20 protein-coding genes and 2 rRNA genes (1 of these 22 only partly in view) are annotated in these 20,588 nt (G+C 39.0%); 14 read left to right on the top strand and 8 right to left on the bottom strand.

The features are described 5' to 3' along the window. The first annotated feature begins 96 nt into the window (after positions 1-96). The 4 genes from EZY12_20540 (at position 97) to EZY12_20525 (ending at position 3,885) form a co-directional block, all read left to right on the top strand. Positions 97-1,338, top strand: a complete 1,242-nt coding sequence (locus EZY12_20540; GenBank protein QSX70753.1) for an insulinase family protein — start codon at positions 97-99, stop codon at positions 1,336-1,338. Positions 1,339-1,360: 22 nt separating this feature from the next. Then, on the top strand, positions 1,361-2,632 hold the full coding sequence (locus tag EZY12_20535; GenBank protein QSX67108.1) for an insulinase family protein: 1,272 nt from the start codon (positions 1,361-1,363) through the stop codon (positions 2,630-2,632). A 100-nt stretch (positions 2,633-2,732) separates the two neighbouring features. Next, complete coding sequence (locus EZY12_20530) at positions 2,733-3,509, top strand: peptidoglycan-binding protein (GenBank protein ID QSX67107.1); 777 nt, start codon at positions 2,733-2,735, stop codon at positions 3,507-3,509. A gap of 22 nt (positions 3,510-3,531) precedes the next feature. Beyond that, the gene (locus tag EZY12_20525) at positions 3,532-3,885 is read left to right on the top strand and encodes a phage holin family protein (GenBank protein QSX67106.1); all 354 of its coding nucleotides are present in this window, start codon (positions 3,532-3,534) and stop codon (positions 3,883-3,885) included. Here EZY12_20525 and EZY12_20520 read toward each other — a convergent pair. Beyond that, positions 3,882-4,304 (bottom strand): cobalamin biosynthesis protein, encoded by a 423-nt coding sequence (locus EZY12_20520; protein ID QSX67105.1) that lies wholly within the window; start codon positions 4,302-4,304, stop codon positions 3,882-3,884. The genes EZY12_20525 and EZY12_20520 overlap by 4 nt on opposite strands. Positions 4,305-5,065: 761 nt before the next feature. Between EZY12_20520 and EZY12_20515 the strand changes: the two genes are divergently transcribed. Together EZY12_20515 and queD are read left to right on the top strand one after the other, a co-directional pair. Next, positions 5,066-5,692: a 4Fe-4S cluster-binding domain-containing protein gene (locus EZY12_20515; protein ID QSX67104.1), complete on the top strand. Its 627-nt coding sequence runs from the start codon at positions 5,066-5,068 to the stop codon at positions 5,690-5,692. Beyond that, positions 5,689-6,168, top strand: a complete 480-nt coding sequence (gene queD, locus EZY12_20510; GenBank protein ID QSX67103.1) for a 6-carboxytetrahydropterin synthase QueD — start codon at positions 5,689-5,691, stop codon at positions 6,166-6,168. The genes EZY12_20515 and queD overlap by 4 nt, the downstream gene beginning before the upstream one ends. A gap of 10 nt (positions 6,169-6,178) precedes the next feature. Here queD and EZY12_20505 read toward each other — a convergent pair whose 3' ends face one another. Next, positions 6,179-7,462 (bottom strand): ankyrin repeat domain-containing protein, encoded by a 1,284-nt coding sequence (locus tag EZY12_20505; GenBank protein ID QSX67102.1) that lies wholly within the window; start codon positions 7,460-7,462, stop codon positions 6,179-6,181. Between the two features lie 205 nt (positions 7,463-7,667). Here EZY12_20505 and EZY12_20500 point away from each other — a divergent pair, with 205 nt between their 5' ends. Beyond that, the gene (locus EZY12_20500) at positions 7,668-8,138 is read left to right on the top strand and encodes a DUF4079 domain-containing protein (GenBank protein QSX67101.1); all 471 of its coding nucleotides are present in this window, start codon (positions 7,668-7,670) and stop codon (positions 8,136-8,138) included. A 112-nt stretch (positions 8,139-8,250) separates the two neighbouring features. On the opposite strand, the gene EZY12_20495 is transcribed toward EZY12_20500, so the two are convergent. Continuing rightward, positions 8,251-8,880, bottom strand: a complete 630-nt coding sequence (locus EZY12_20495; protein QSX67100.1) for a DUF1997 domain-containing protein — start codon at positions 8,878-8,880, stop codon at positions 8,251-8,253. A 368-nt stretch (positions 8,881-9,248) separates the two neighbouring features. Between EZY12_20495 and EZY12_20490 the strand changes: the two genes are divergently transcribed. Both EZY12_20490 and EZY12_20485 read left to right on the top strand, forming a co-directional pair. Beyond that, positions 9,249-9,941, top strand: coding sequence for a glycoside hydrolase family protein (locus EZY12_20490; protein QSX70752.1), 693 nt, complete (start codon positions 9,249-9,251; stop codon positions 9,939-9,941). A gap of 194 nt (positions 9,942-10,135) precedes the next feature. Next, a complete protein-coding gene (locus EZY12_20485; GenBank protein ID QSX67099.1) occupies positions 10,136-10,738 on the top strand; it encodes a Uma2 family endonuclease in 603 nt (200 codons plus the stop codon). Positions 10,739-10,794: 56 nt separating this feature from the next. On the opposite strand, the gene EZY12_20480 is transcribed toward EZY12_20485, so the two are convergent. Continuing rightward, a complete protein-coding gene (locus EZY12_20480; GenBank protein QSX67098.1) occupies positions 10,795-11,550 on the bottom strand; it encodes an armadillo-type fold-containing protein in 756 nt (251 codons plus the stop codon). A gap of 91 nt (positions 11,551-11,641) precedes the next feature. Further along, positions 11,642-12,175, bottom strand: coding sequence for a DUF4330 domain-containing protein (locus EZY12_20475; GenBank protein ID QSX67097.1), 534 nt, complete (start codon positions 12,173-12,175; stop codon positions 11,642-11,644). 285 nt (positions 12,176-12,460) lie between these two features. Between EZY12_20475 and EZY12_20470 the strand changes: the two genes are divergently transcribed. Continuing rightward, a complete protein-coding gene (locus tag EZY12_20470; protein QSX67096.1) occupies positions 12,461-13,315 on the top strand; it encodes a M48 family metalloprotease in 855 nt (284 codons plus the stop codon). Between the two features lie 6 nt (positions 13,316-13,321). Here the strand turns inward: EZY12_20470 and EZY12_20465 are convergent, their stop codons facing one another. The 3 genes from EZY12_20465 to EZY12_20455 all read right to left on the bottom strand — a co-directional run bounded on the left by EZY12_20465 (position 13,322) and on the right by EZY12_20455 (position 16,435). After that, positions 13,322-14,077: a serine/threonine protein phosphatase gene (locus EZY12_20465; protein QSX67095.1), complete on the bottom strand. Its 756-nt coding sequence runs from the start codon at positions 14,075-14,077 to the stop codon at positions 13,322-13,324. A gap of 240 nt (positions 14,078-14,317) precedes the next feature. Further along, entirely contained in the window at positions 14,318-15,115 is a 798-nt protein-coding gene (locus tag EZY12_20460; GenBank protein ID QSX67094.1) for a Tab2/Atab2 family RNA-binding protein, read from the bottom strand. 48 nt (positions 15,116-15,163) lie between these two features. Continuing rightward, positions 15,164-16,435: a CCA tRNA nucleotidyltransferase gene (locus EZY12_20455; protein ID QSX67093.1), complete on the bottom strand. Its 1,272-nt coding sequence runs from the start codon at positions 16,433-16,435 to the stop codon at positions 15,164-15,166. An 86-nt stretch (positions 16,436-16,521) separates the two neighbouring features. Between EZY12_20455 and EZY12_20450 the strand changes: the two genes are divergently transcribed. The 4 genes from EZY12_20450 to EZY12_20435 form a co-directional block, all read left to right on the top strand. Continuing rightward, positions 16,522-16,770: a Ycf34 family protein gene (locus tag EZY12_20450; protein QSX67092.1), complete on the top strand. Its 249-nt coding sequence runs from the start codon at positions 16,522-16,524 to the stop codon at positions 16,768-16,770. A gap of 130 nt (positions 16,771-16,900) precedes the next feature. Further along, positions 16,901-17,611 (top strand): tRNA (adenosine(37)-N6)-threonylcarbamoyltransferase complex dimerization subunit type 1 TsaB, encoded by a 711-nt coding sequence (tsaB, locus tag EZY12_20445; GenBank protein ID QSX67091.1) that lies wholly within the window; start codon positions 16,901-16,903, stop codon positions 17,609-17,611. 309 nt (positions 17,612-17,920) lie between these two features. Next, positions 17,921-19,407 (top strand): 16S ribosomal RNA (locus tag EZY12_20440). Between the two features lie 290 nt (positions 19,408-19,697). Then, positions 19,698-20,588: ribosomal RNA gene (locus EZY12_20435) — 23S ribosomal RNA — on the top strand; it runs 1,941 nt beyond the window's last position. Together the 16S and 23S rRNA genes form the textbook arrangement of a ribosomal RNA operon.

Here is a 20,588-nt window from a genome sequence, read left to right as displayed (position 1 = left end):
GCTGTAATTGTCTATTTCCCCAAATTCAAGGTTAGAATGACAAAATTAAATTTTGGTTGAAGCTACAAAAAATTGTCAAAACAACTAACTCACAAAGTGTTTCCCGGTTCTGTTATCAAGTTAGATAATGGCTTAACATTTATTCACCAAGAGATTTCCACTACCCCCGTAGTGGTAGCTGACGTTTGGGTACGTGCGGGAACTAACCTAGAACCAGAACCTTGGTTTGGTATGGCGCATTTTTTAGAACATATGATTTTTAAAGGCACACCCAACCTACTTCCTGGGGAATTTGATTATCACATTGAAAAAATCGGTGGGGTGAGTAATGCCGCAACCAGCCACGATTACGCCCATTATTCCATTACAACCGCTGCTGATTATCTAGAACATACCCTTCCCCATTTAGGAGAATTACTCCTGAATGCAGCCATTCCTGACGATGAATTTATCAGAGAACGGGATGTGGTGTTAGAAGAAATTCGCTCTTACAATGATGATCCCGATTGGGTTGGTTTTCAATCTCTTGCTAAAAATATTTATCAACAGCACCCTTACGGACGTTCTGTGTTGGGGACTGAGGAAGAATTAATGCAGCATTCCCCGGAAGCTATGCGCTGCTTTTACCGCAGTTACTACCAACCAGAAAATATGACTGTGGTTGTGGTGGGGGGAATTGCAGAAAAAGCCGCTTTGGAGTTGGTAAACCGGACATTTGCAGATTTCCCTCAACGGGATAATTGTCCCCAATTTGCGAAAGTTACAGACCCAATAATTTCAGGAATTTGTCGTCAGGAGTTGATTTTACCCAGAATAGAACAAGCACGGTTGATAATGGGGTGGAAAGTTCCTGGAGTCGAAAAAATTCGGGCTGTTCATGGTTTAGAATTATTATCAGTGCTGCTAGGGGAAGGGAGAATTTCTCGCTTAGTATCTGATTTGCGGGAAGAAAAACAACTTGTTCAAGACATTGACTGTGATTTTTCTCTACAACAAGAATCAAGTTTATTCACAATTACGGCTTGGTTAGAATTAGAATATTTGGAAGAAGTTGAAAATTTGATTTGTTCACATTTACAAGAATTGCAAAATCAAGAAATTAGTCAGCAAGAATTAAATCGCATTCAGAGGCTTTTATGTAACGAGTATGCCTTTTCCACAGAAACACCAAATCAACTAACTGATATTTATGGTTATTATCATACTATTGGCTATACTGAATTAGCTGTTACTTATCCCCAAGAAATCCAATCTTTAGATACTCAAGAACTGCAAAAATTAGCTCAAGAGTATCTTTCACCAGCTAATTATACCGTGACAATTCTCAAGCCTTGTTAGTTGTTAACCCGTGAAATTAAAAATGCAAACTATTAATAGTCGCTCTCTGATTCATCGCACTGTATTAAGTAATGGCATTGTTTTATTAGTATCAGAAAATCAAGCTGCTGATATTATTGCTGGACGGATTTTTATTCGGGCTGGTAGTTGTCATGAAAACCGAGAAAAAGCTGGTTTAGCACATTTATTGTCAGCAGTAATGACAAAGGGATGTGATGGTTTATCGAGTTTAGAAATTGCCGAAAAAGTCGAATCTGTGGGAGCTAGTTTAGGGACAGATGCAGCTACAGACTATTTTTTGCTATCTTTGAAAACAGTAACTACTGATTTTATTGATATTTTATCATTGGCTGGAAAATTATTGCGATCGCCTACTTTTCCCGAAAATCAAATAGAGTTAGAAAAGCGGTTAGCAATCCAAGATATTCGTTCACAAAAAGAGCAACCTTTTGGTCTAGCTTTTGAACAATTACGTCAGGTAATGTACCCCAATCATCCCTATTCTATGTCCGTTTTAGGTGATGAAACTAGCATGAGCAGCATTACCCGTGATGACTTAGTAGTATATCATCAAACTCATTTCCGCCCTGATAATATTGTAATTAGCATTGCTGGACGCATTACACCAGGACAAGCTGAGAAATTAGTAAATAGTATTTTTGGTGATTGGGAAATACCCACTTCAGCCCAACCTACTCTTAATTTATCACCCATTGCCGTATCACCTAAATCTTGCCTTAAACCCTTAAACACCCAACAATCAATTATCATGTTGGGTTATTTAGGACCAGCAGTAACTAACCCAGAATATGCCGCTCTCAAATTACTTTCCACCTATTTAGGTAATGGTCTTTCTAGTCGTTTGTTTGTAGAATTACGAGAAAAGCAAGGTTTAGCTTATGACGTATCTGCTATTTATTCAACTCGACTTTTTCCCGCTTCCTTCGTAGTTTATATTGGGACTGCACCGGAAAATACCAAAATTGCTTTTAATGGACTCCGCCATGAAGTAGAATTGTTATCTAATGCCGAACTATCAGCAGAAGCATTACAAACTGCTAAAAACAAAATTATTGGTCAATATGCGTTGGGTAAACAAACTAATGGACATATTGCTCAAATCTATGGTTGGTATGAAATATTGGGTTTAGGGATTGAATTTGATCAACAGTTTCCCGAATTAATTAATAATGTCACAGCAACGGCAGCAATTACATCTGCTCGTAAATATTTGCAAGATCCTTATTTATCTTTAGTTGGCCCAGAGGAAGCTATTCAGACAGCTACTTTTTGACATCTTACTCCGTTATTTTTCAGATAACAGCGTAAGCGTTGCGCGACCTAGGAATCGCATCAGGTGTAATATAAGCATCAGAAAGTTCTATCAAAGTTTTATGAAAGATAGTCTGATAGCAAATATCCCCAACCACATGATCACAAAATCCTGGCATTGCTTACTCTTATTAACCATCACACCCGTGTTGATTAGTTCTTCTGCATTAATATCAACAGCAGCACCAGTCGAAATTGCCCAAGTTAATACAGCGGTTAAAATTGATCGTCCTTCTCTAAACATGGGTAGTCAAGGTGAAAGAGTTACTGAACTTCAAGCCGCTTTGAAGCTATTGGGCTTTTATTCAGGTGCTGTAGATGGTACATATCAACAGAGTACAGTGATTGCCGTTGCCCAGTTTCAGCAAGCTGCTGGCTTAAATCCCAGTGGTAATGTAGATAATATCACTTGGCAAAAACTGTTTCCTAGCCCGTCAAATATTATTGCTTCCCCACCGAACTCTACCAGTAATTTTACGACTGTTCCTACCCAACCGACTAGAGCTAAAAAACCATCAACTACCAGACGTACAACCCCAAAAAATCAACCTAATCCTAGCATTCAGCCCACCTCTGTCAATCAACAAATACCCGGTATTCAATATACCCCCGAAGGCTGGCCAATTTTGCATTTAGGCACAAGTGGTGCAGAAGTGATTAAGTTGCAAAAACAACTACAAAACCTGGGTTTTTTAACTGGTACGATAGATGGAGATTTCGGTATATCCACAGAAGCAGCAGTTAAAGCTGCTCAAGCTCGTTATGGGTTACAACCTGATGGTATAGTCGGTGGTGGTACATGGAAAGTTTTCTTAAAACGCACTTCCCAGCAACGTTAATTTTGTTCTCAGTCACAAAACTATGAAACACTTTCTCTTAACTTGGCTTGGTACTGCGGTAGCATTATTAATTACGGCTAAAATTGTTCCTGGTTTTATTCTCACTGGTTTTAGTGCTGCCTTAATTGCCGCTGTTATTATTGGTTTAGTCAATGCTATTGTTCGTCCAGTTTTGGGAATTTTGGCATTTCCTATTACCTTAATTACTTTAGGTTTATTTACTTTTGTGATTAATGCCTTAACTTTATGGTTTGCAAGTTCTTTAACTGCGAGTTATGGTTTTCAGATTCAGGGTTTTATTCCTGCTTTTTTAGGTTCAATTGTCTTATCAATTGTTTCTGGTATTATTAACCAGATTGTTAATGTAGTTGATTAAAATATCAATTTTTCACATTTAGCAACAGCTACTGTTATTGCTTCCCCTAGTAAACGAAAAATCTGTTTAGGAACTAATAACGTTATTTCCTTAGATGTAATTTCTGAAGCTGCGAGAATAGCGGCTGCTTCTGCAACACTATATGTTCCCATTAACTTAGTAACAGTATTACTAGGATTGGGAACAAATACATTATTTAAAATTTCAGCACTAAAGGTTTTTAAAGATAATTTTTCTAATTTACAAAACTCTAATAAACCAATTTCTGAGGCTTTTTTATCAATAGTGGCAATTCCAGCTATTTGACTATATATAAGTTGATTTTCTTGAAAAACTTCTTTAATTGCTGAATTAATTAATTGCTGGGAAATGCCTTTTTTGCACCCAATTCCTACCCATAAAACTTTTTTGTATGCCATATTATCTACTTTGTTGTGTAATATTGATTATTTGTCTGAAATGGCTAACTCCACACTACGTGAACAGGATTTAAGGATTTACAGGATGATATTTAATCGTTATCTGTCATTTGTTTATATTAATGTTCTTGATTAATTCTCAAATGACAATTGTCTGAATCAGGATTTACAGGATTTAAGGATTTACAGGATGATATTTAATCGTTATCTGTCATTTGTTTATATTAATGTTCTTGATTAATTCTCAAATAATAATCCTGTAAATCCTGATATGGCTAACGCCACGCTTCGCTATCAAACAAATAATCACTCAAAACTACTGAAAATAATCATAAAATCACACTTTAGAGAGATTTATTAGTATTTCAAGTAGCTATTTTTACATAAAAACTGATAATTCCAATACTTCTAACCAAACTAAAACAATGTATATTGTTCACATCTAGCACAGTAGGAAACATCAAGTCAGAAACAAGGTAACGGTAAAAGGTAAATTTACTTCTTTCTACCCTTGTCGTTGAAGAATTTCATCTTGATGTTTCTCTTTTTTTTTTTTATAATTTGAAAGTTGTTGTTTTTTCTCAAACTCTTATTAAGTATTCTCAAATATAGCAATATGTACTTAAGTAAGGTATAAAATTTACATAAAAACTATACAATAAAAGATTTTTACTCCTTCTTCCTTATTCCTGCTCCTGAATTCTGCTATATAAAGTTTCATATACCAAGCTTGTAACCAAAATAGGTTATGGATTTAAAAAATGTCGCTTTTAGAAATCAAGCTACCCATTCATGAAACTTTTCAAAGTACAGTTCAGGGAGAAGGATACTGGACTGGTTGCTTAGTAGACTTTATTCGCTTATCTGGTTGTCCAGTCGGTTGTCCTTGGTGCGATACTGGTTATGCTGACGGAGGAACAAATTTACCACGAGTGAACCATTCAATTGGTGAACTTTTAGCGGAAATCATATCTCCCAGAGTAGTCATAACTGGTGGAGAACCATTCATTCACAAGCATTTACCAGAGTTAGTTCAAGCTGTATTAGCCGCAAATAAACAGGTTAGTATTGAAACATCAGGCTCTTTTTGGCAAGAAGTTTCCCCAGCAGCTTGGATTACCCTATCTCCCAAAGAACATATTAACCCTAAATACCCGGTGCAAAATCAGTTTTGGAGTCGAGCTAATGAAGTTAAGATAGTCATAGAAACAGGTAAAGAAATTGATTTTTACCAAGAATATCTATCTACTCACCCTAATTTGCTTGTCTACTTACAACCTGAGTGGTACAGTTCCTCGAAATCAATACCGCTGATTTTGCAGATATTACAAAAAAAACCTGACTATAGACTTTCCTTGCAAACACACAAGTATATCGGGGTACAATGACCAATCATCAGTGGCTACTAGCTAAAGAATTCCGCTTTGAAGCAGCACATAAATTACCTTACCATGATGGTAAATGCTCCAGGCTGCATGGACATAGTTGGCGGGGAGTTGTCTATGTAGCTGGTGATACCTTAGCCACAGAAGGTGCTAAACAGGGTATGGTAATGGACTATTCAGATATCAAAAAATATCTCAACCCCTTGTTAGAGAACTATTTAGATCACTATTATTTAAATGAATCTATGGGTTTAGAATCACCAACCAGTGAGGAAATTGCCGCTTGGATTTATGAAAAATTAGAACAAGCAGGATTAGCGGGATTAACAGCAGTAAGAATTGATGAAACTTGCACATCTATCTGTTTGTACTCGAAAACACGCCTATCTGGTTGGTTGAATTCTGGTGAAAATTTAAATTTACTAGGATCTCGTCAAAATGATGATGGACTTGGGATGAATTTAATCACAATTATCTAAACTAAAATTTTTACTCCTGCGCTCCAGCTTGTCTTAACATTGCACAAACACCCCGATAATTATTAAACTCTGCAATCATTAAAGCTGTATAACCACCCTGATTTTTCATATTGACATCCGCCCCAGCTTGTAGTAACATTGCCACAGCCTGACTATAACCTTCAGCTACAGCCCACATTAAAGCAGTTGCTCCAGCAGCGTTTTGCAAATTTACATTTGCCCCTGTTTCTAGCAATAGTTGGCATATTTCGGGATAGTTTGCAGCTATGGCTTTGACTAAAGCGGTTTTACCATCATCTGCTAATTTATTAATATCTGCACCATGCTCAAGTAATAGTTTTACAGTTGAGAAATGTCCTTGAGATACTGCTAAAGTCAGAGCAACTTCTCCAAAGTTTTTCTTTTCCATATCTGCCCCTGCACTCAGCAAAACTGCTACTATTTGGCTATATCCCTGGAACGCTGCTATCAATAAGGGTGTATCTCCCAGATGGTTTCTGATTTGCACATCTGCGCCCCGTTGAAGTAATATTTTTACTATTTCAATATATTCTTCCACAACAGCAATGTGTAAGGCTGTTTCCCCTTCTTTATCTTGGTGATTAATTTCCGCACCAGCATCTAATAAAGCGGTGATAATATCGGTATTTCCCGTAGCTGTAGCTGCTAATAATGCTGTTCCATGATCAACATTTTTGATATTGACATCAGCCCCAGATGACAACAATGCTTTTACTGTTTCTAAATAGCCCAAATCTGCGGCAATCATTAATGCTGTCTCACCTTCTGGATCTTGGCTATTGACAATATGGTTATTTTGTGATAAAGCTTTAATGACTGCTGGCTGTTTGTGTTTTATTGCCAACTTTAACGCGGTATCATCATCTTTATCGGTGATTTTTATGTCAGTACCAGCCGCTAACAGGATTTGGACGATATCAAGATGACCTTTCAGTGCTGCTATCATTATTGCGGTACTACCATCATCATTAGTAGCATTAACATTTGCTCCTTGCGAGACTAATAGCTGAACAACATCTATTTGATTGGCACTAGCAGCCAGCATTAATGCTGTTAACTGATAAGGTTTTCTAGTTAAGTTAATCTTAGCACCCGCATTCAAGAGCGATCGCACAATTTCTGTATAACCTAAATTCGCTGCAAACATCAAGGCTGTAGTCTCATGGACATCCCTGGCATTGACGTTAGCACCATCAGACAGCAGTGTAAATACTCCTTTAATATCCCCAGTTTTCACAGCTTTCAGCAATAAGGCATCTTGATTTTCTGTCATGAGTTATATCCTGTTTTGGTAGATGTCATTGATAATTGTAGCTTGCTTGCCCGTTGGGTACGCAGATAAACGCAGATAAACGCAGATGAAGATATATAACCGATTTCAATTCAAGATTACACTTTAGCCAGGGGAAAAATTGCTGAGTGAGGAAAATAAATGTATGCTAAGTTTTATGAATATTTAATAAACGGAAGTAAAAAACATGGTTTTTGAACTTACTCCAACAATAAAATTCTGGCTGAACTTTGCTCACCCAGTTACTATGTGGATACTATTGGCACTTTCCTTGTATGCTGCATACTTAGGGCTACAAGTACAGCGGACTAGAAATGCTCAGGGAGAAGAAAAGAAAGAATTGATTAAGGGGCGTTATACCATCAAACACCACCAAATTGGTTCTATCATGTTAGCTTTGATGGTAGCAGGTTCAATAGGAGGTATGGCCGTTACTTACATTAATAATGGTAAGTTGTTTGTCGCACCCCATCTACTGGCTGGATTAGGAATGACGGGTTTAATTGCTTTTTCTGCATCCCTATCTCCTTTCATGCAAAAAGGAGCCAATTGGGCGCGGATAACTCATATATTGTTAAATTTTACTATTTTAGGGCTTTTCCTATGGCAGGCACTCACTGGTGTCGAAATCATCCAAAGAATTCTCACGAAAGCATAAGTTGTTAGTTGCAGGAAAAAGAAGTGCAGGGTTGAAATTAAAACATGACTAACTTCATGCTGCGCTATTGAACAGCACAAAGCTTTTATTCCTGACTCCTGACTCCTGACTCCTAACTCCTGCTGTATTTCTGCTGTTTCTTTTGGGGAAAAGGGATATTTAGAGATTGGTGAAAATCTTTCTGTACCTTGTGTGTGAGACGATGGGAAACTTGACGGACAATTTGATTAAGGATGCGATCGCCTGTAGATTGAATTAAAGAAAGGGATAATCGTTGAATAAATCTGGGAAACTGTAACTCAACAACCAAATCCAACTCCCATTCCACCCGTGTAATCCCATCTAAATCACCTATCAATTTTGTGGATGATTTGTAATCTACTTCATAACCAGGTGCTTCGTAATCAGGTACAGGAATAGTCCGAATTTGGAAATGATGATCTTGGGGTTTTAACAACTCCAAGCCAATCTTTGGTTCTACGTCGTAACCAAAAGCACCAAATTTACCCACTGCTAAAGCATAACTATTTTCTCCTATCCTGTGTACCTTCATGGGTTCTGCACAACGACCAAACCAGGAAGCATGAGTATTAAAATACTCTTCTACCTGCTCCACAGGTGCGTACATTTCCATGCTATCTTGATAATTCCCATAGAATTTAGTTACACTAAGATGATCTTTTTTTAAACCAGTATCATCCGCTACTTCCCAAGGTTGATATTTGCTATTGTTTGTAACCATAAATTTGTTTTTTGTATAATTTGAAGTTTGTCTATATTAATCATTCCCAATTCAGGGAAGTTTTTTCAGGTGAAAATCCAATGTTCACGAAAATCTTAACAACTTGTCATTAACTTTATATAAACAACATGAACTGACTATGTAAAGCAAATTAACAAGGAAGAAAATGGTAGATTTAGGTGTACCCATTTAGCGCTCCTAATTAATTAACTAGAAAATATCTGGCCTTTTATGACTATCTTCATCATTTTTATACAATAGTTGATATTATAGCTAAATAACCAATTATATTATCATAGCAATATTACTGAAGTTTTTAATTTTCACCAAAGCAAAGTGTAACTTTTTGTGCTTAGTCAAAAGAAGAAATTGAAAGGAGTGGAATTCTGAAAAGCTTTGAACTTAAAGGTGTAGAAAAACTCATTGCTCCCATAGCCGCACTTTTGGGCTTTGTGTACCTGTTTCAGTGGTATGTTTTTGGAGATATACAATTATCCACCGAACCTATATTTACCAGAAAACAACCACCCCTAGTTATGAAAGGTGGAAATCCTTATATTCGGGCATTAATGCGAACTATTTCCGCCAGTGAAGCTAGTGGTAATCGTCCCTACTCTCTTTTATATGGTGGTGAGCAGGTTAATGATCTCAGCCATCATCCTCAAAAATGTGTCACTATCATCACAGGACCAAATACGGGTAATTGTTCCACAGCCGCAGGTAGATATCAAATTATTAATACTACGTGGGATCATATTGCCCCGCGCTATCACCCAAAACCGATCCAAATGATGTTGTGGACTAATTATAGTTTTGAAGCAGAGTATCAAGATGCTGTGGTTTATCGTTGGTTGAATGATTCCAAAGTCTGGGGTATAGATATCCCTAAACTATTACAGCAGCAAAAGTTAAATGACGTTTTACGGAAACTTTCTCCCACTTGGACAAGTTTAGGATACGGTATAGAAAATAATTCTGTTAGCAGTTCCTTACCTAAAATTTATCAGCAAATCTTAAAAGAAGAATTAACCCAAAATACAGAAGTTAAAAATATAAAATAAAATATGGTAGGGGCGAAGTTTCCCCGCCCTCAATTGTATTTCATCCGACCGATAACTTATCCGGTGTGCATTGCCCACCCTACACTACTTAAAATTTTTCAAATATTATTTATGATTTCCATATCACAAATCAACCAACTATTAACCCTAAAATCAAGTATACTAGAATCAGTAATTCAGTGTTAATAACTGCTATGGTATTACTTCAAGAATTATCAGAATTGTTGCAAGCAGAAGATCCAGAAGAACGACAAATTATCACTGGCGTGAGTTGGGAAAGTTATGAAGCTTTGCTTAATGATTTAGGTGACAGCTTGGAATATAGAGTTACATATTTAGACGGAGTTATAGAATTAATGTCACCAAATCGCCGCCATGAAAGTCGAAAAAGTGTTACTGGATCTTTACTAGAAATTTACTTTCAAGAAAAACGTATTCCTTATTTTCCCCTTGGTTCTACAACTTTCCGTAAACAAGCAAAAAGAGGTGGAGTAGAACCAGATGAATCTTACTGTATAGGTATAGAAAAAGAGTTTCCTGATCTGGCGATTGAAATTGTTTTTAGCAGCGGAGGAATTGATAAATTAGAAGTTTATAAAAGATTAGGTATCAAAGAAGTATGGTTCTTTATCAATAATCAATTTACGGTTTATCATCTGCGTGGTGAAAACTATGAACTGGTGGCGCATAGTGAATTATTACCAGATTTAGATTTAACAACGTTAGCACAATATGTAATTTCTGATTATCCTTTAGATGCCGCAATAGCTTTTCGGGAAAAAATAAAAATGCTTTAGCAGGAAAGCGATAGCGAAGCTGACCGAAGGTATCGCTATTTATTGGCAGTTAATCACTAATCCATAAATATTTTATCCTGCGATTTTACCGACACAGGAATAAATACCTTTGACTGCATCGGTTTTAGCACCTGCAATCCATTTAAATTTTGCAAACAATCTAAAGCTGCTTCCCGAATCATTACTTCCTTTTCCTGACTTAGTAGCAGTTGCAAACATTCCATAATATCTTGTTGTAGTGCTGTATCAACACGCTGACGGGTAATCAACTTATTGAGTTGGCGCATAGAAATTAACCGTTTTAAAGGATCTTTTTCGGTTAAATTGTTTAACAATTGATCAAGATAATCTTCCTCTCTATTTCCCTGAAAACTGCATATTTGCCAGACCAATAAAATTAAAGTTAACAACGTTCCCATACCTTGAACAATAGCGCCAGCCGCTAACCAATGACTGGGAGCATCAACCCAAATTGCCGAAGCCATGTAAGTTATCACAGTCGCAATACCACCACTAACAATAGAATAAGCTAAACGACTGTTAGTGCTGCTCATCAATTTGCGGATTTCTAACCAGCGTAATTGCCAGTTCCATTTTTGGATTGAGTAAGTAATTACCATAATCCCAATGCCAACCATAAGAGCTAACAGCAATTGCCAACTCCAAATCAGCATAGCCACAATAATTGTTAACAATCCCAGTAAAACACCGGGTTCAGAGAAATGCCTGAAAATGTTATTTTTTGGGATTCCTGTCTTAATTTCTGAGATTTGATGCATGAATTGTCGCCAAGAAGACGAAGCCTGTGCCACAGTATTTACCTACTTGATTACAAAATTATTAATGGATAGTTTTTGCAAATAATGAGGATGAAATCAGGAAAATCTCACCCTTAAACAGATATTATTTATCCTGTAACCGGATATCAATTACAGACGCATTGAAGTTATAGTTAAAACCTTCTAATTCAAAAGGCATCCCAATTTTTACCTTGCTATTACCAAGAACTGGTCCATCTTTAGTAACTGTAGCTTTACCTTCTAAGGTCAAGATAAAATCTGTACTAAAGTTATTCTTTCTCGGATCTGGCAATTCTTTCACAGAACCATCTGGTTGACCAATAGTCAGCATTCTATCTAACTGTTGAACAGATTTAATCCCAATTTGACCATAGGGTTGATTGCGGATAATCACATTGGTTTTACCACCTTTTGTGAATCCTTCTTTTAATAACTGTTGAGGATCACGAACATTGAGGCCACGCACCAGCAAATCCACCTCTATTGGTACTGTTTTTGCACCTACTTGAGCCACAGAACCGGAAGTACCGGGGAAAATAAAGATACCTACTATCACTAGCAAAATTACTAGTGCAGCCCCTAAATCTAGTAGGTTGATTTTACCGAACAAGCGACCTTTGGAATCTAAAATAGCCATAACCAGGTTTGGATAAGTTGCAGTTAAGTTTTCAGCTAGGTAATTGATTGTACTAACAATTTTTTTAAGTGATCTACAATCTTGATCACTAAATCAGAATTGATAAAAGCTAGGCGTTATGGTTATGCGATAGTTTATCATAATCGCAGCAGTTCCGGTGTCATCCTAGCAGTAAGTTATTGCAATTGACTATTGGCACTATCTTGAGTTGAAAATGCAACTTAGTAATCTGAAAATTCGTCCTCTAAATTTAAGTTGTTACACCAAAGTTAATATCACTAAATTATGATTAACTACAAAAGATTTTGGCCAAATTACCGCTCATGGCAGCGTCAGTGTTTATATCCGTTAATTTCTGTAAGCGTTGCTTTGAGTATATGTCTGAGTACATCCTTACCAAGTAAAGCTATAGATTTATTACCGCTTTTATTTCAAGGCGTGCAGGTATTTAACCTATCTAGGATGTCTGATAGTCAGGAAGTTAATCTTGGCCAGCAAATGAATCAGGAATTACAGCAAGAAGTCAATATTTCTAGTAACTCACAGTTAAATAGGTATATTGAGCAAATAGGTAGCCGTTTAGCAGCTAATAGCGATCGCCCAAATCTCACTTATACTTTCCAAGTAGTGGAAGATCCGGCTGTGAATGCTTTCGCTACTACGGGAGGGTTTGTTTATGTCAATACAGGATTAATCAAAGTCGCAGACAATGAAGCTGAACTAGCTAGTGTATTGGGTCATGAAATGGGTCACATTGAAGGCAAACATTTACTCAAACAAATGCGAGAAAAAGCGGCAATAAATGGTATAGCTAGTGCAACAGGGTTAAGTAAAAGTAAAGCTGTAGGTCTTGGGGTACAACTAGCACTAAATCTTCCTCATAGTCGTAAGGATGAATATGATGCTGATAGAAGAGGATTAAGAACCCTTACTCGAACAGGTTATGCTCCATCAGCAATGGTTTCTTTTATGAAAAAATTACAGAGAAGCAGTTCCTTACCCACATTTTTAAGTACACATCCTGGCGCAAGCGATCGCGTTTTAGCACTCCAAAAACAGATTAACAATCAACCAAGTTATAAAAATAATGGTTTAGATAATACAATCTATCAATCTAAAATGAGAGCATTTTTGCAGTAATTATTTTTATTTTCTATGACGGCGGCTACCTACGAATTCCTGTGGCTGCACAATTGTAATTACCTCGTTCCAAGCTAGAGTCCGCACTGCCTTACTGAACACATTAGCCTGATGAACTAACTTATTTGTAATATCCAAACCCGTTAACCACCCGCTACGGGGATGATAAGCACCAGTATCAATATCTAACCATCCCTGCCCCTGTGCCAAATTACCAGGAGGAACACCAGGTAAAGTAAAAGTTATAGTGTGACCAACTATAATCAACTTATCTGCAAAATATGGTTGCTCTATCTGATGAAACTCATCCCTAATCCAGCATAATTGATCCGATGTTTGCTCTTGCAAAGTTCTTTTCGGATCAACACCTGCATGAGCTAACCAAAAATCTCCCAAATCTAAATATGTAGGTAAACTTTCAAACCAATCTAAATGTTTTTTAGGAATTGTGGCAGATTGGTAACTAGCAATAGTAGCTTGTCCTCCACTATATAACCACGTCTGCATATGTGCTGGCGCAACATTCTTGCTAGTCATAATATTTAATAACATCATTTCATGATTACCTAGCAAACAAGGGTAATCATTTTCTTTAACAAACTCAACTACTTCGGCACTTTTGGGACCACGATCAATTAAATCTCCCAAAAAATAGACTTGATCTTCTGATACCGGGGCTATTGCCTCCAATAGCAACATCAAACCTTCATAGTGACCATGCACATCACCAATGACAACCCTACGCTGACTTATTTCGCTCATTTGCTTTTAGCTTAAATGAATTAGCTGAATATTTAGACTACACTTGTATCTGTCTGATTTCCGTTAAAAAGGTCAAGAAAACTGGACTAAGTTATGATTTCTTTAATAATTATGTAGACATTTGGTTAACTTGCCAAGTTCCCTTACAGATAATTACTAATACTTAAATCTTTGATCATATATGAATTGCCATACTTAAGCAAGCTCGCCCTCAGTGAAAAATATTACAAACTTAAGTTTTTAATCTTCATTTTGCAATAACCACAAACCACTATAAGTCATCCCCGAATCATCTGGTTGCACCAATAAAAAATGCAACCCCCGACTTAGCTGTTTTCGCTCTTGGTACAACTTCCCAGCAGCAGTAACTTCCTTATCTTCAAAAGTTGCTAAAACCCACCTATCTACCAAACCAGCCTCTAACACCAAACCATCAGGCATACCAGCCATATAGTTTAATGATACAGGATTACTTTCCTTTAACCACTGCGCTAAACGCATAGATTGTCGCCCACCGTAAATTACTACCCCAGGTATAGGCACTGTTGAAGCTAAACCTAGATTAATTGGCTGGAGAAACTCTGGTATCTGTAAAATAGGAATTGGCCGTTCTCTAAATTCATCCACAATATCACCAGAGGTCATCGTCGCAAAACGCCATTCTTCTCCCCAAAGATTTTCCGGTAATGGTACTGGTGGTAGTTTATCCACAGTTACAGGATATTTTTTCGCTTCTAACCACTGTTTTAACGCCAAAGTTCTGCGAGTAGCTTCAACTTTTATACCTAAATTATTTCCCGCAGTTGTAATTAAACTTAAAGACTGAGGACGAAATACTTGAATTAAATCTGGTAACTTTTCCCTACCTGCTAATTGTAATTGTTGAGCAACCCAAGTAGAATTAGCCTGTGATTGCGGACAACTTGCCGTAAACTCAAAACTGCGAATTGCATCACAAATTAATAATTCCCATAATACCTGCCCCTGGGCATTTTGCAGCGGACTACGATAAAAATCAGCCTGCCAAATCAGACTCATTCCCTACTCCCTAAAAATTAAACAACTCAAAAAGTGGATTTAGCAAATTTAGGTTTTGACTAAATTCGCGGCAAATTCTATTGCTGCTTCTACTGTAGAAATTTTTCCCTCAGCTTGAGCAACACCAACCTCCATTAATAATTCACCTATTAGGGGTGAAGCGGGAATTTTTAATGCTGTCATCATATCTTTACCATTGAGTAAAGGAATAGGATGTGCAACCACATCATTTTTGTCAAGATAACGCTTGATTAAAAGTCCATAAGTAACTAACATACTTTCCTCAAACCTTCCTTTAGCTACAATATCATTTGCTAAAGCCAATACCAACACAGCCGGAAATAAAATTCCCATTTCCCGAAAGAGAAAATACTGTTTTCGCAAAGGCTTATGTACCTCTTTTAGTTCCGCAAACAGTCTTAATCCCGTTGTTACACCCCGAATTTCTGCGCGACTATAGGTAAGTTCCTGTAATTCAAGTTCGGCAATTTCTGGTTTGGAGTCAACCAGACAAGCAAGTTTAGCAATACTCAACCAGGATGTTTTTACAGTCTCCCGCACATAATTTGTTAATTCTTCTCCTAATTCCTGCCAACGTTGCCTAATTACAGCATAAGCTTCATCAACAGCAATTAACTTAATAAAGCTTTCATCAGTAGCGTTTTTGAATAAACTAGTTAAAACACCATCTTTCCAAGCAGTATTTAGCCAAAATGTTCCGTGAGAAGTTGCCAACAAATAACCAACTTCTACGCGAACTCTTTCCGCTGCCACCTTGCGGATATCTTGTGCTAAACTGCGAATTGTCTCCTGAGTAGCTGGTTCAATAGTAAAACCCAGTTGAGCAGCTTGACGATAAGCCCGCATTAAGCGCAGAGGATCATTTTGCAGATTTACAGGTGATATCATCCGTAATAGACCAGATTCTATGTCTTTATAGCCTGCGAGAGGATCAATAATTTCTTGAGTATGGGGATTATAGGCGATCGCATTGATAGTAAAATCCCTTCTATACAAATCCGTAATTAAACTTTCTCCCTCCTGTTGGGCAAAATCAGCCGTAGCTTCAGGAAACACAGCACGGGCAATTTGTCTTTCGGCATCAAGTAACACAAAACCAGCTTGATAACGTTGAGCAATCTTTCTTGCTACCTTCACCGCATCCACTGGGATAATAAAATCTAAATCCACATATTCCCGCACCCTACCCAAAATCGCATCACGCACCGCACCACCAACCATATAAACAGGTTGGGGCAAATATTCCAAACTAAAAGGCCAATTTTTGGCCGCTAACCGAGAAGCAACTAATTCAGACATTCTAATAAAAATCAATCCTATAACTAATGCTGATTATTTTGGATTAAGCTACATTAACTATAAAGCTTATTAGAGTTGGTTCTATTATGTGTATTTGCGTGAATTGCCACTATGTAGACCGCTGCTTTACCTACAACGCGGTAGAAAACCAGCACCAACAACCTCACTTAACAGAAACACCAGATTTTGATCCGAACGAACCTTCCATCAACGTTAATATTCGCACACAAGGCGAAATCATTGAAATGGAATGGGATGTTGTTGGTTGTCTTAGCTTTAAACAAGAAATAGGTAAATGGTCGAAATTGCGTCCAGGTGAATTAGTCCCCACCTAATTAAGGTAGATTCTAAAATGTTGCTGAGTATTGACAGCCAAAATCAGCAACACCAATTCTTATTCATGTTTTCCCCTCCAATGCTTAATTCTGCTGTATTATTTAGCAGAAAAATATATTTGCATTTACCTTGACAACCATAATTAAACATCTCTCACCGGATAAATACGCTTTAGCATTGCATACCACCACACCAGAACTCGGTTTAGCAATTAGCAACTTTACGGATTATCCCCAATCTCAAGTTTGGAACTTAGGGCGTGACTTATCCAGTCATATTCATCAATACTTAATTGAACTGATTAAACCACGAACCTGGGCAGACCTAGAATTTATTGCCGTTGCCAAAGGTCCTGGTGGTTTTACAGGAACTCGCATTGGTGTTGTCACCGCTCGGACACTAGCACAACAGCTAAAAATACCAGCATTTACCGTTTCTACTCTAGCGGCAGTAGCGTGGCAAAAGCATACCGCATATAACTATTCTAATACTGCTGACCAAGATAAAAATACCACTCCCATCATAAAGAATTGCCAATATCCAGTAATTGCAGTAGAAATGCCAGCCCAGCGGGGACAAGTATTTGGAGCTATTTATCAACCCAACGCTGATAATTCTGGCATCACCGCACTATTAATAGATAAAGTATTCACCCCAACTGCATGGCAAGAAACCCTAGCTAATTGGCATACCAGTTATCAATTAATTTCCGCTACATCTCAGTTAGCAGCCACTGTCAACAGTATTTTGGATTTAGCTTATTTAGATTGGCAGCAAGGTAAAAATCCTCATTGGTCAGAGGCTTTACCTTATTATGGGCAACATCCTATAGATATTTGATGATTATCAAAATCTGTCTAAGCCTTGCGATATAAAGCTTGTAGTCGAAAATAGCCTTTGAATTCACCCTTGCTGAAAAAAAGATTGCAAAAACCCCTTGACAGAACTAGGAAGGATTGTTATGTTGATTAAGTGCCGAAGAGAGAAACGACTCCCGGCAACTGAACCGAGAAAAAATAATACTTTGAAAGAATAGATTAAACCAATCCTCGTCGTAAGATAATTTAAATTACTAGGAATTAGTTCCTAGATAATTGTAGAGGATTCCGAGATTTTAACTAATGTCGGAGCCAACAAACTCGAAAAAACAAAATGGAGAGTTTGATCCTGGCTCAGGATGAACGCTGGCGGTATGCTTAACACATGCAAGTCGAACGGTCTTTTCGGAGATAGTGGCGGACGGGTGAGTAACGCGTAAGAATCTACCTTCAGGTTCGGGACAACCACTGGAAACGGTGGCTAATACCGGATGTGCCGAGAGGTGAAAGGCTTGCTGCCTGAAGAAGAGCTTGCGTCTGATTAGCTAGTTGGTGTGGTAAAGGCGCACCAAGGCGACGATCAGTAGCTGGTCTGAGAGGATGATCAGCCACACTGGGACTGAGACACGGCCCAGACTCCTACGGGAGGCAGCAGTGGGGAATTTTCCGCAATGGGCGAAAGCCTGACGGAGCAATACCGCGTGAGGGAGGAAGGCTCTTGGGTTGTAAACCTCTTTTCTCAGGGAAGAAAAAAATGACGGTACCTGAGGAATAAGCATCGGCTAACTCCGTGCCAGCAGCCGCGGTAATACGGAGGATGCAAGCGTTATCCGGAATGATTGGGCGTAAAGGGTCCGCAGGTGGCATTGTAAGTCTGCTGTTAAAGAGTCACGCTCAACGTGATCAAGGCGGTGGAAACTACAAAGCTAGAGTGTGGTCGGGGCAGAAGGAATTCCTGGTGTAGCGGTGAAATGCGTAGATATCAGGAAGAACACCGGTGGCGAAGGCGTTCTGCTAGGCCAAGACTGACACTGAGGGACGAAAGCTAGGGGAGCGAATGGGATTAGATACCCCAGTAGTCCTAGCCGTAAACGATGGATACTAGGCGTAGCTCGTATCGACCCGAGCTGTGCCGTAGCTAACGCGTTAAGTATCCCGCCTGGGGAGTACGCAGGCAACTGTGAAACTCAAAGGAATTGACGGGGGCCCGCACAAGCGGTGGAGTATGTGGTTTAATTCGATGCAACGCGAAGAACCTTACCAAGGATTGACATGTCACGAATCCCGGCGAAAGTTGGGAGTGCCTTCGGGAGCGTGAACACAGGTGGTGCATGGCTGTCGTCAGCTCGTGTCGTGAGATGTTGGGTTAAGTCCCGCAACGAGCGCAACCCTCGTTTTTAGTTGCCAGCATTAAGTTGGGCACTCTAGAGAGACTGCCGGTGACAAACCGGAGGAAGGTGGGGATGACGTCAAGTCAGCATGCCCCTTACGTCTTGGGCTACACACGTACTACAATGCTCCGGACAAAGGGCAGCTACACAGCGATGTGATGCGAATCTCATAAACCGGAGCTCAGTTCAGATCGAAGGCTGCAACTCGCCTTCGTGAAGGAGGAATCGCTAGTAATTGCAGGTCAGCATACTGCAGTGAATTCGTTCCCGGGCCTTGTACACACCGCCCGTCACACCATGGAAGTTGGTCACGCCCGAAGTCGTTACCCCAACCGAAAGGAGGGGGATGCCTAAGGTAGGACTGATGACTGGGGTGAAGTCGTAACAAGGTAGCCGTACCGGAAGGTGTGGCTGGATCACCTCCTTTTAGGGAGACCTAATCCATTTAGAAATCGAAGGTAATGAAAGTTATCAACAGAAACTAAATTGGTCTAACCTAGGTCGGTCGAGATTGGGATAAATCTTTCAAAGTATTATTTGCCTTAGGTCAAAAACTAAATTTTAGATCATAACTGAATCAAAGTCAGCACCTAACAAATTAAGTTAGAATGCTGGGTTGAATTCCAGCCAGAACCTTGAAAACTGCATAAGAGAAAGAGAATTAGCAGGCAGACACAGACATGAGAGTGTTTTGTGAAAGCAAACAAAAAGAAATGTGGTCAAGCTAATAAGGGCTAATGGTGGATACCTAGGCACACAGAGGCGATGAAGGACGTGGTTACCGACGAAATGTTCCGGGGAGTTGGAAGCAAACTAAGATCCGGAAATGTCCGAATGGGGCAACCCTATGTACTACCTGTTGAATATATAGACAGGAAAGAGCCAACCCAGCGAACTGAAACATCTTAGTAGCTGGAGGAAGAGAAATCAAACTAGAGATTCCCTAAGTAGTGGTGAGCGAAAGGGGAAGAGCCTAAACCAAGAGATTTATCTTTTGGGGTCGTGGGACAGCAATATCGAATCTAGAGGTTAGACGAAACAGCTAAATACTGTACCAGAGGGGGTGAAAGTCCCGTAGTCGAAAACCAAAGGATAGTAGCTGAATCCCGAGTAGCATGGAGCACGAGGAATTCCATGTGAATCAGCGAGGACCACCTCGTAAGGCTAAATACTACTGTGTGACCGATAGTGAACAAGTACCGCGAGGGAAAGGTGAAAAGAACCCCGGAAGGGGAGTGAAATAGAACATGAAACCATAAGCTTACAAGCAGTGGGAGTCCGATTTAACGGATGACCGCGTGCCTGTTGAAGAATGAGCCGGCGACTTATAGGCACTGGTAGGTTAAAGCGAGAATGCTGGAGCCAAAGGGAAACCGAGTCTGAATAGGGCGTTAAATCAGTGTTTATAGACCCGAACCCTGGTGATCTAACCATGTCCAGGATGAAGCTTGGGTAACACCAAGTGGAGGTCCGAACCGACTGATGTTGAAAAATCAGCGGATGAGGTGTGGTTAGGGGTGAAATACCAATCGAACCAGGAGCTAGCTGGTTCTCCCCGAAATGTGTTGAGGCGCAGCGGTAATGATTAAATTTGGGGGGTAAAGCACT

Source organism: Dolichospermum sp. DET69 (genome assembly GCA_017355425.1).
GTDB lineage: Bacteria > Cyanobacteriota > Cyanobacteriia > Cyanobacteriales > Nostocaceae > Dolichospermum.
The sequence above is the reverse complement of the archived record's forward strand: the minus strand, read 5'-3'. Positions and strand labels throughout refer to the sequence as shown.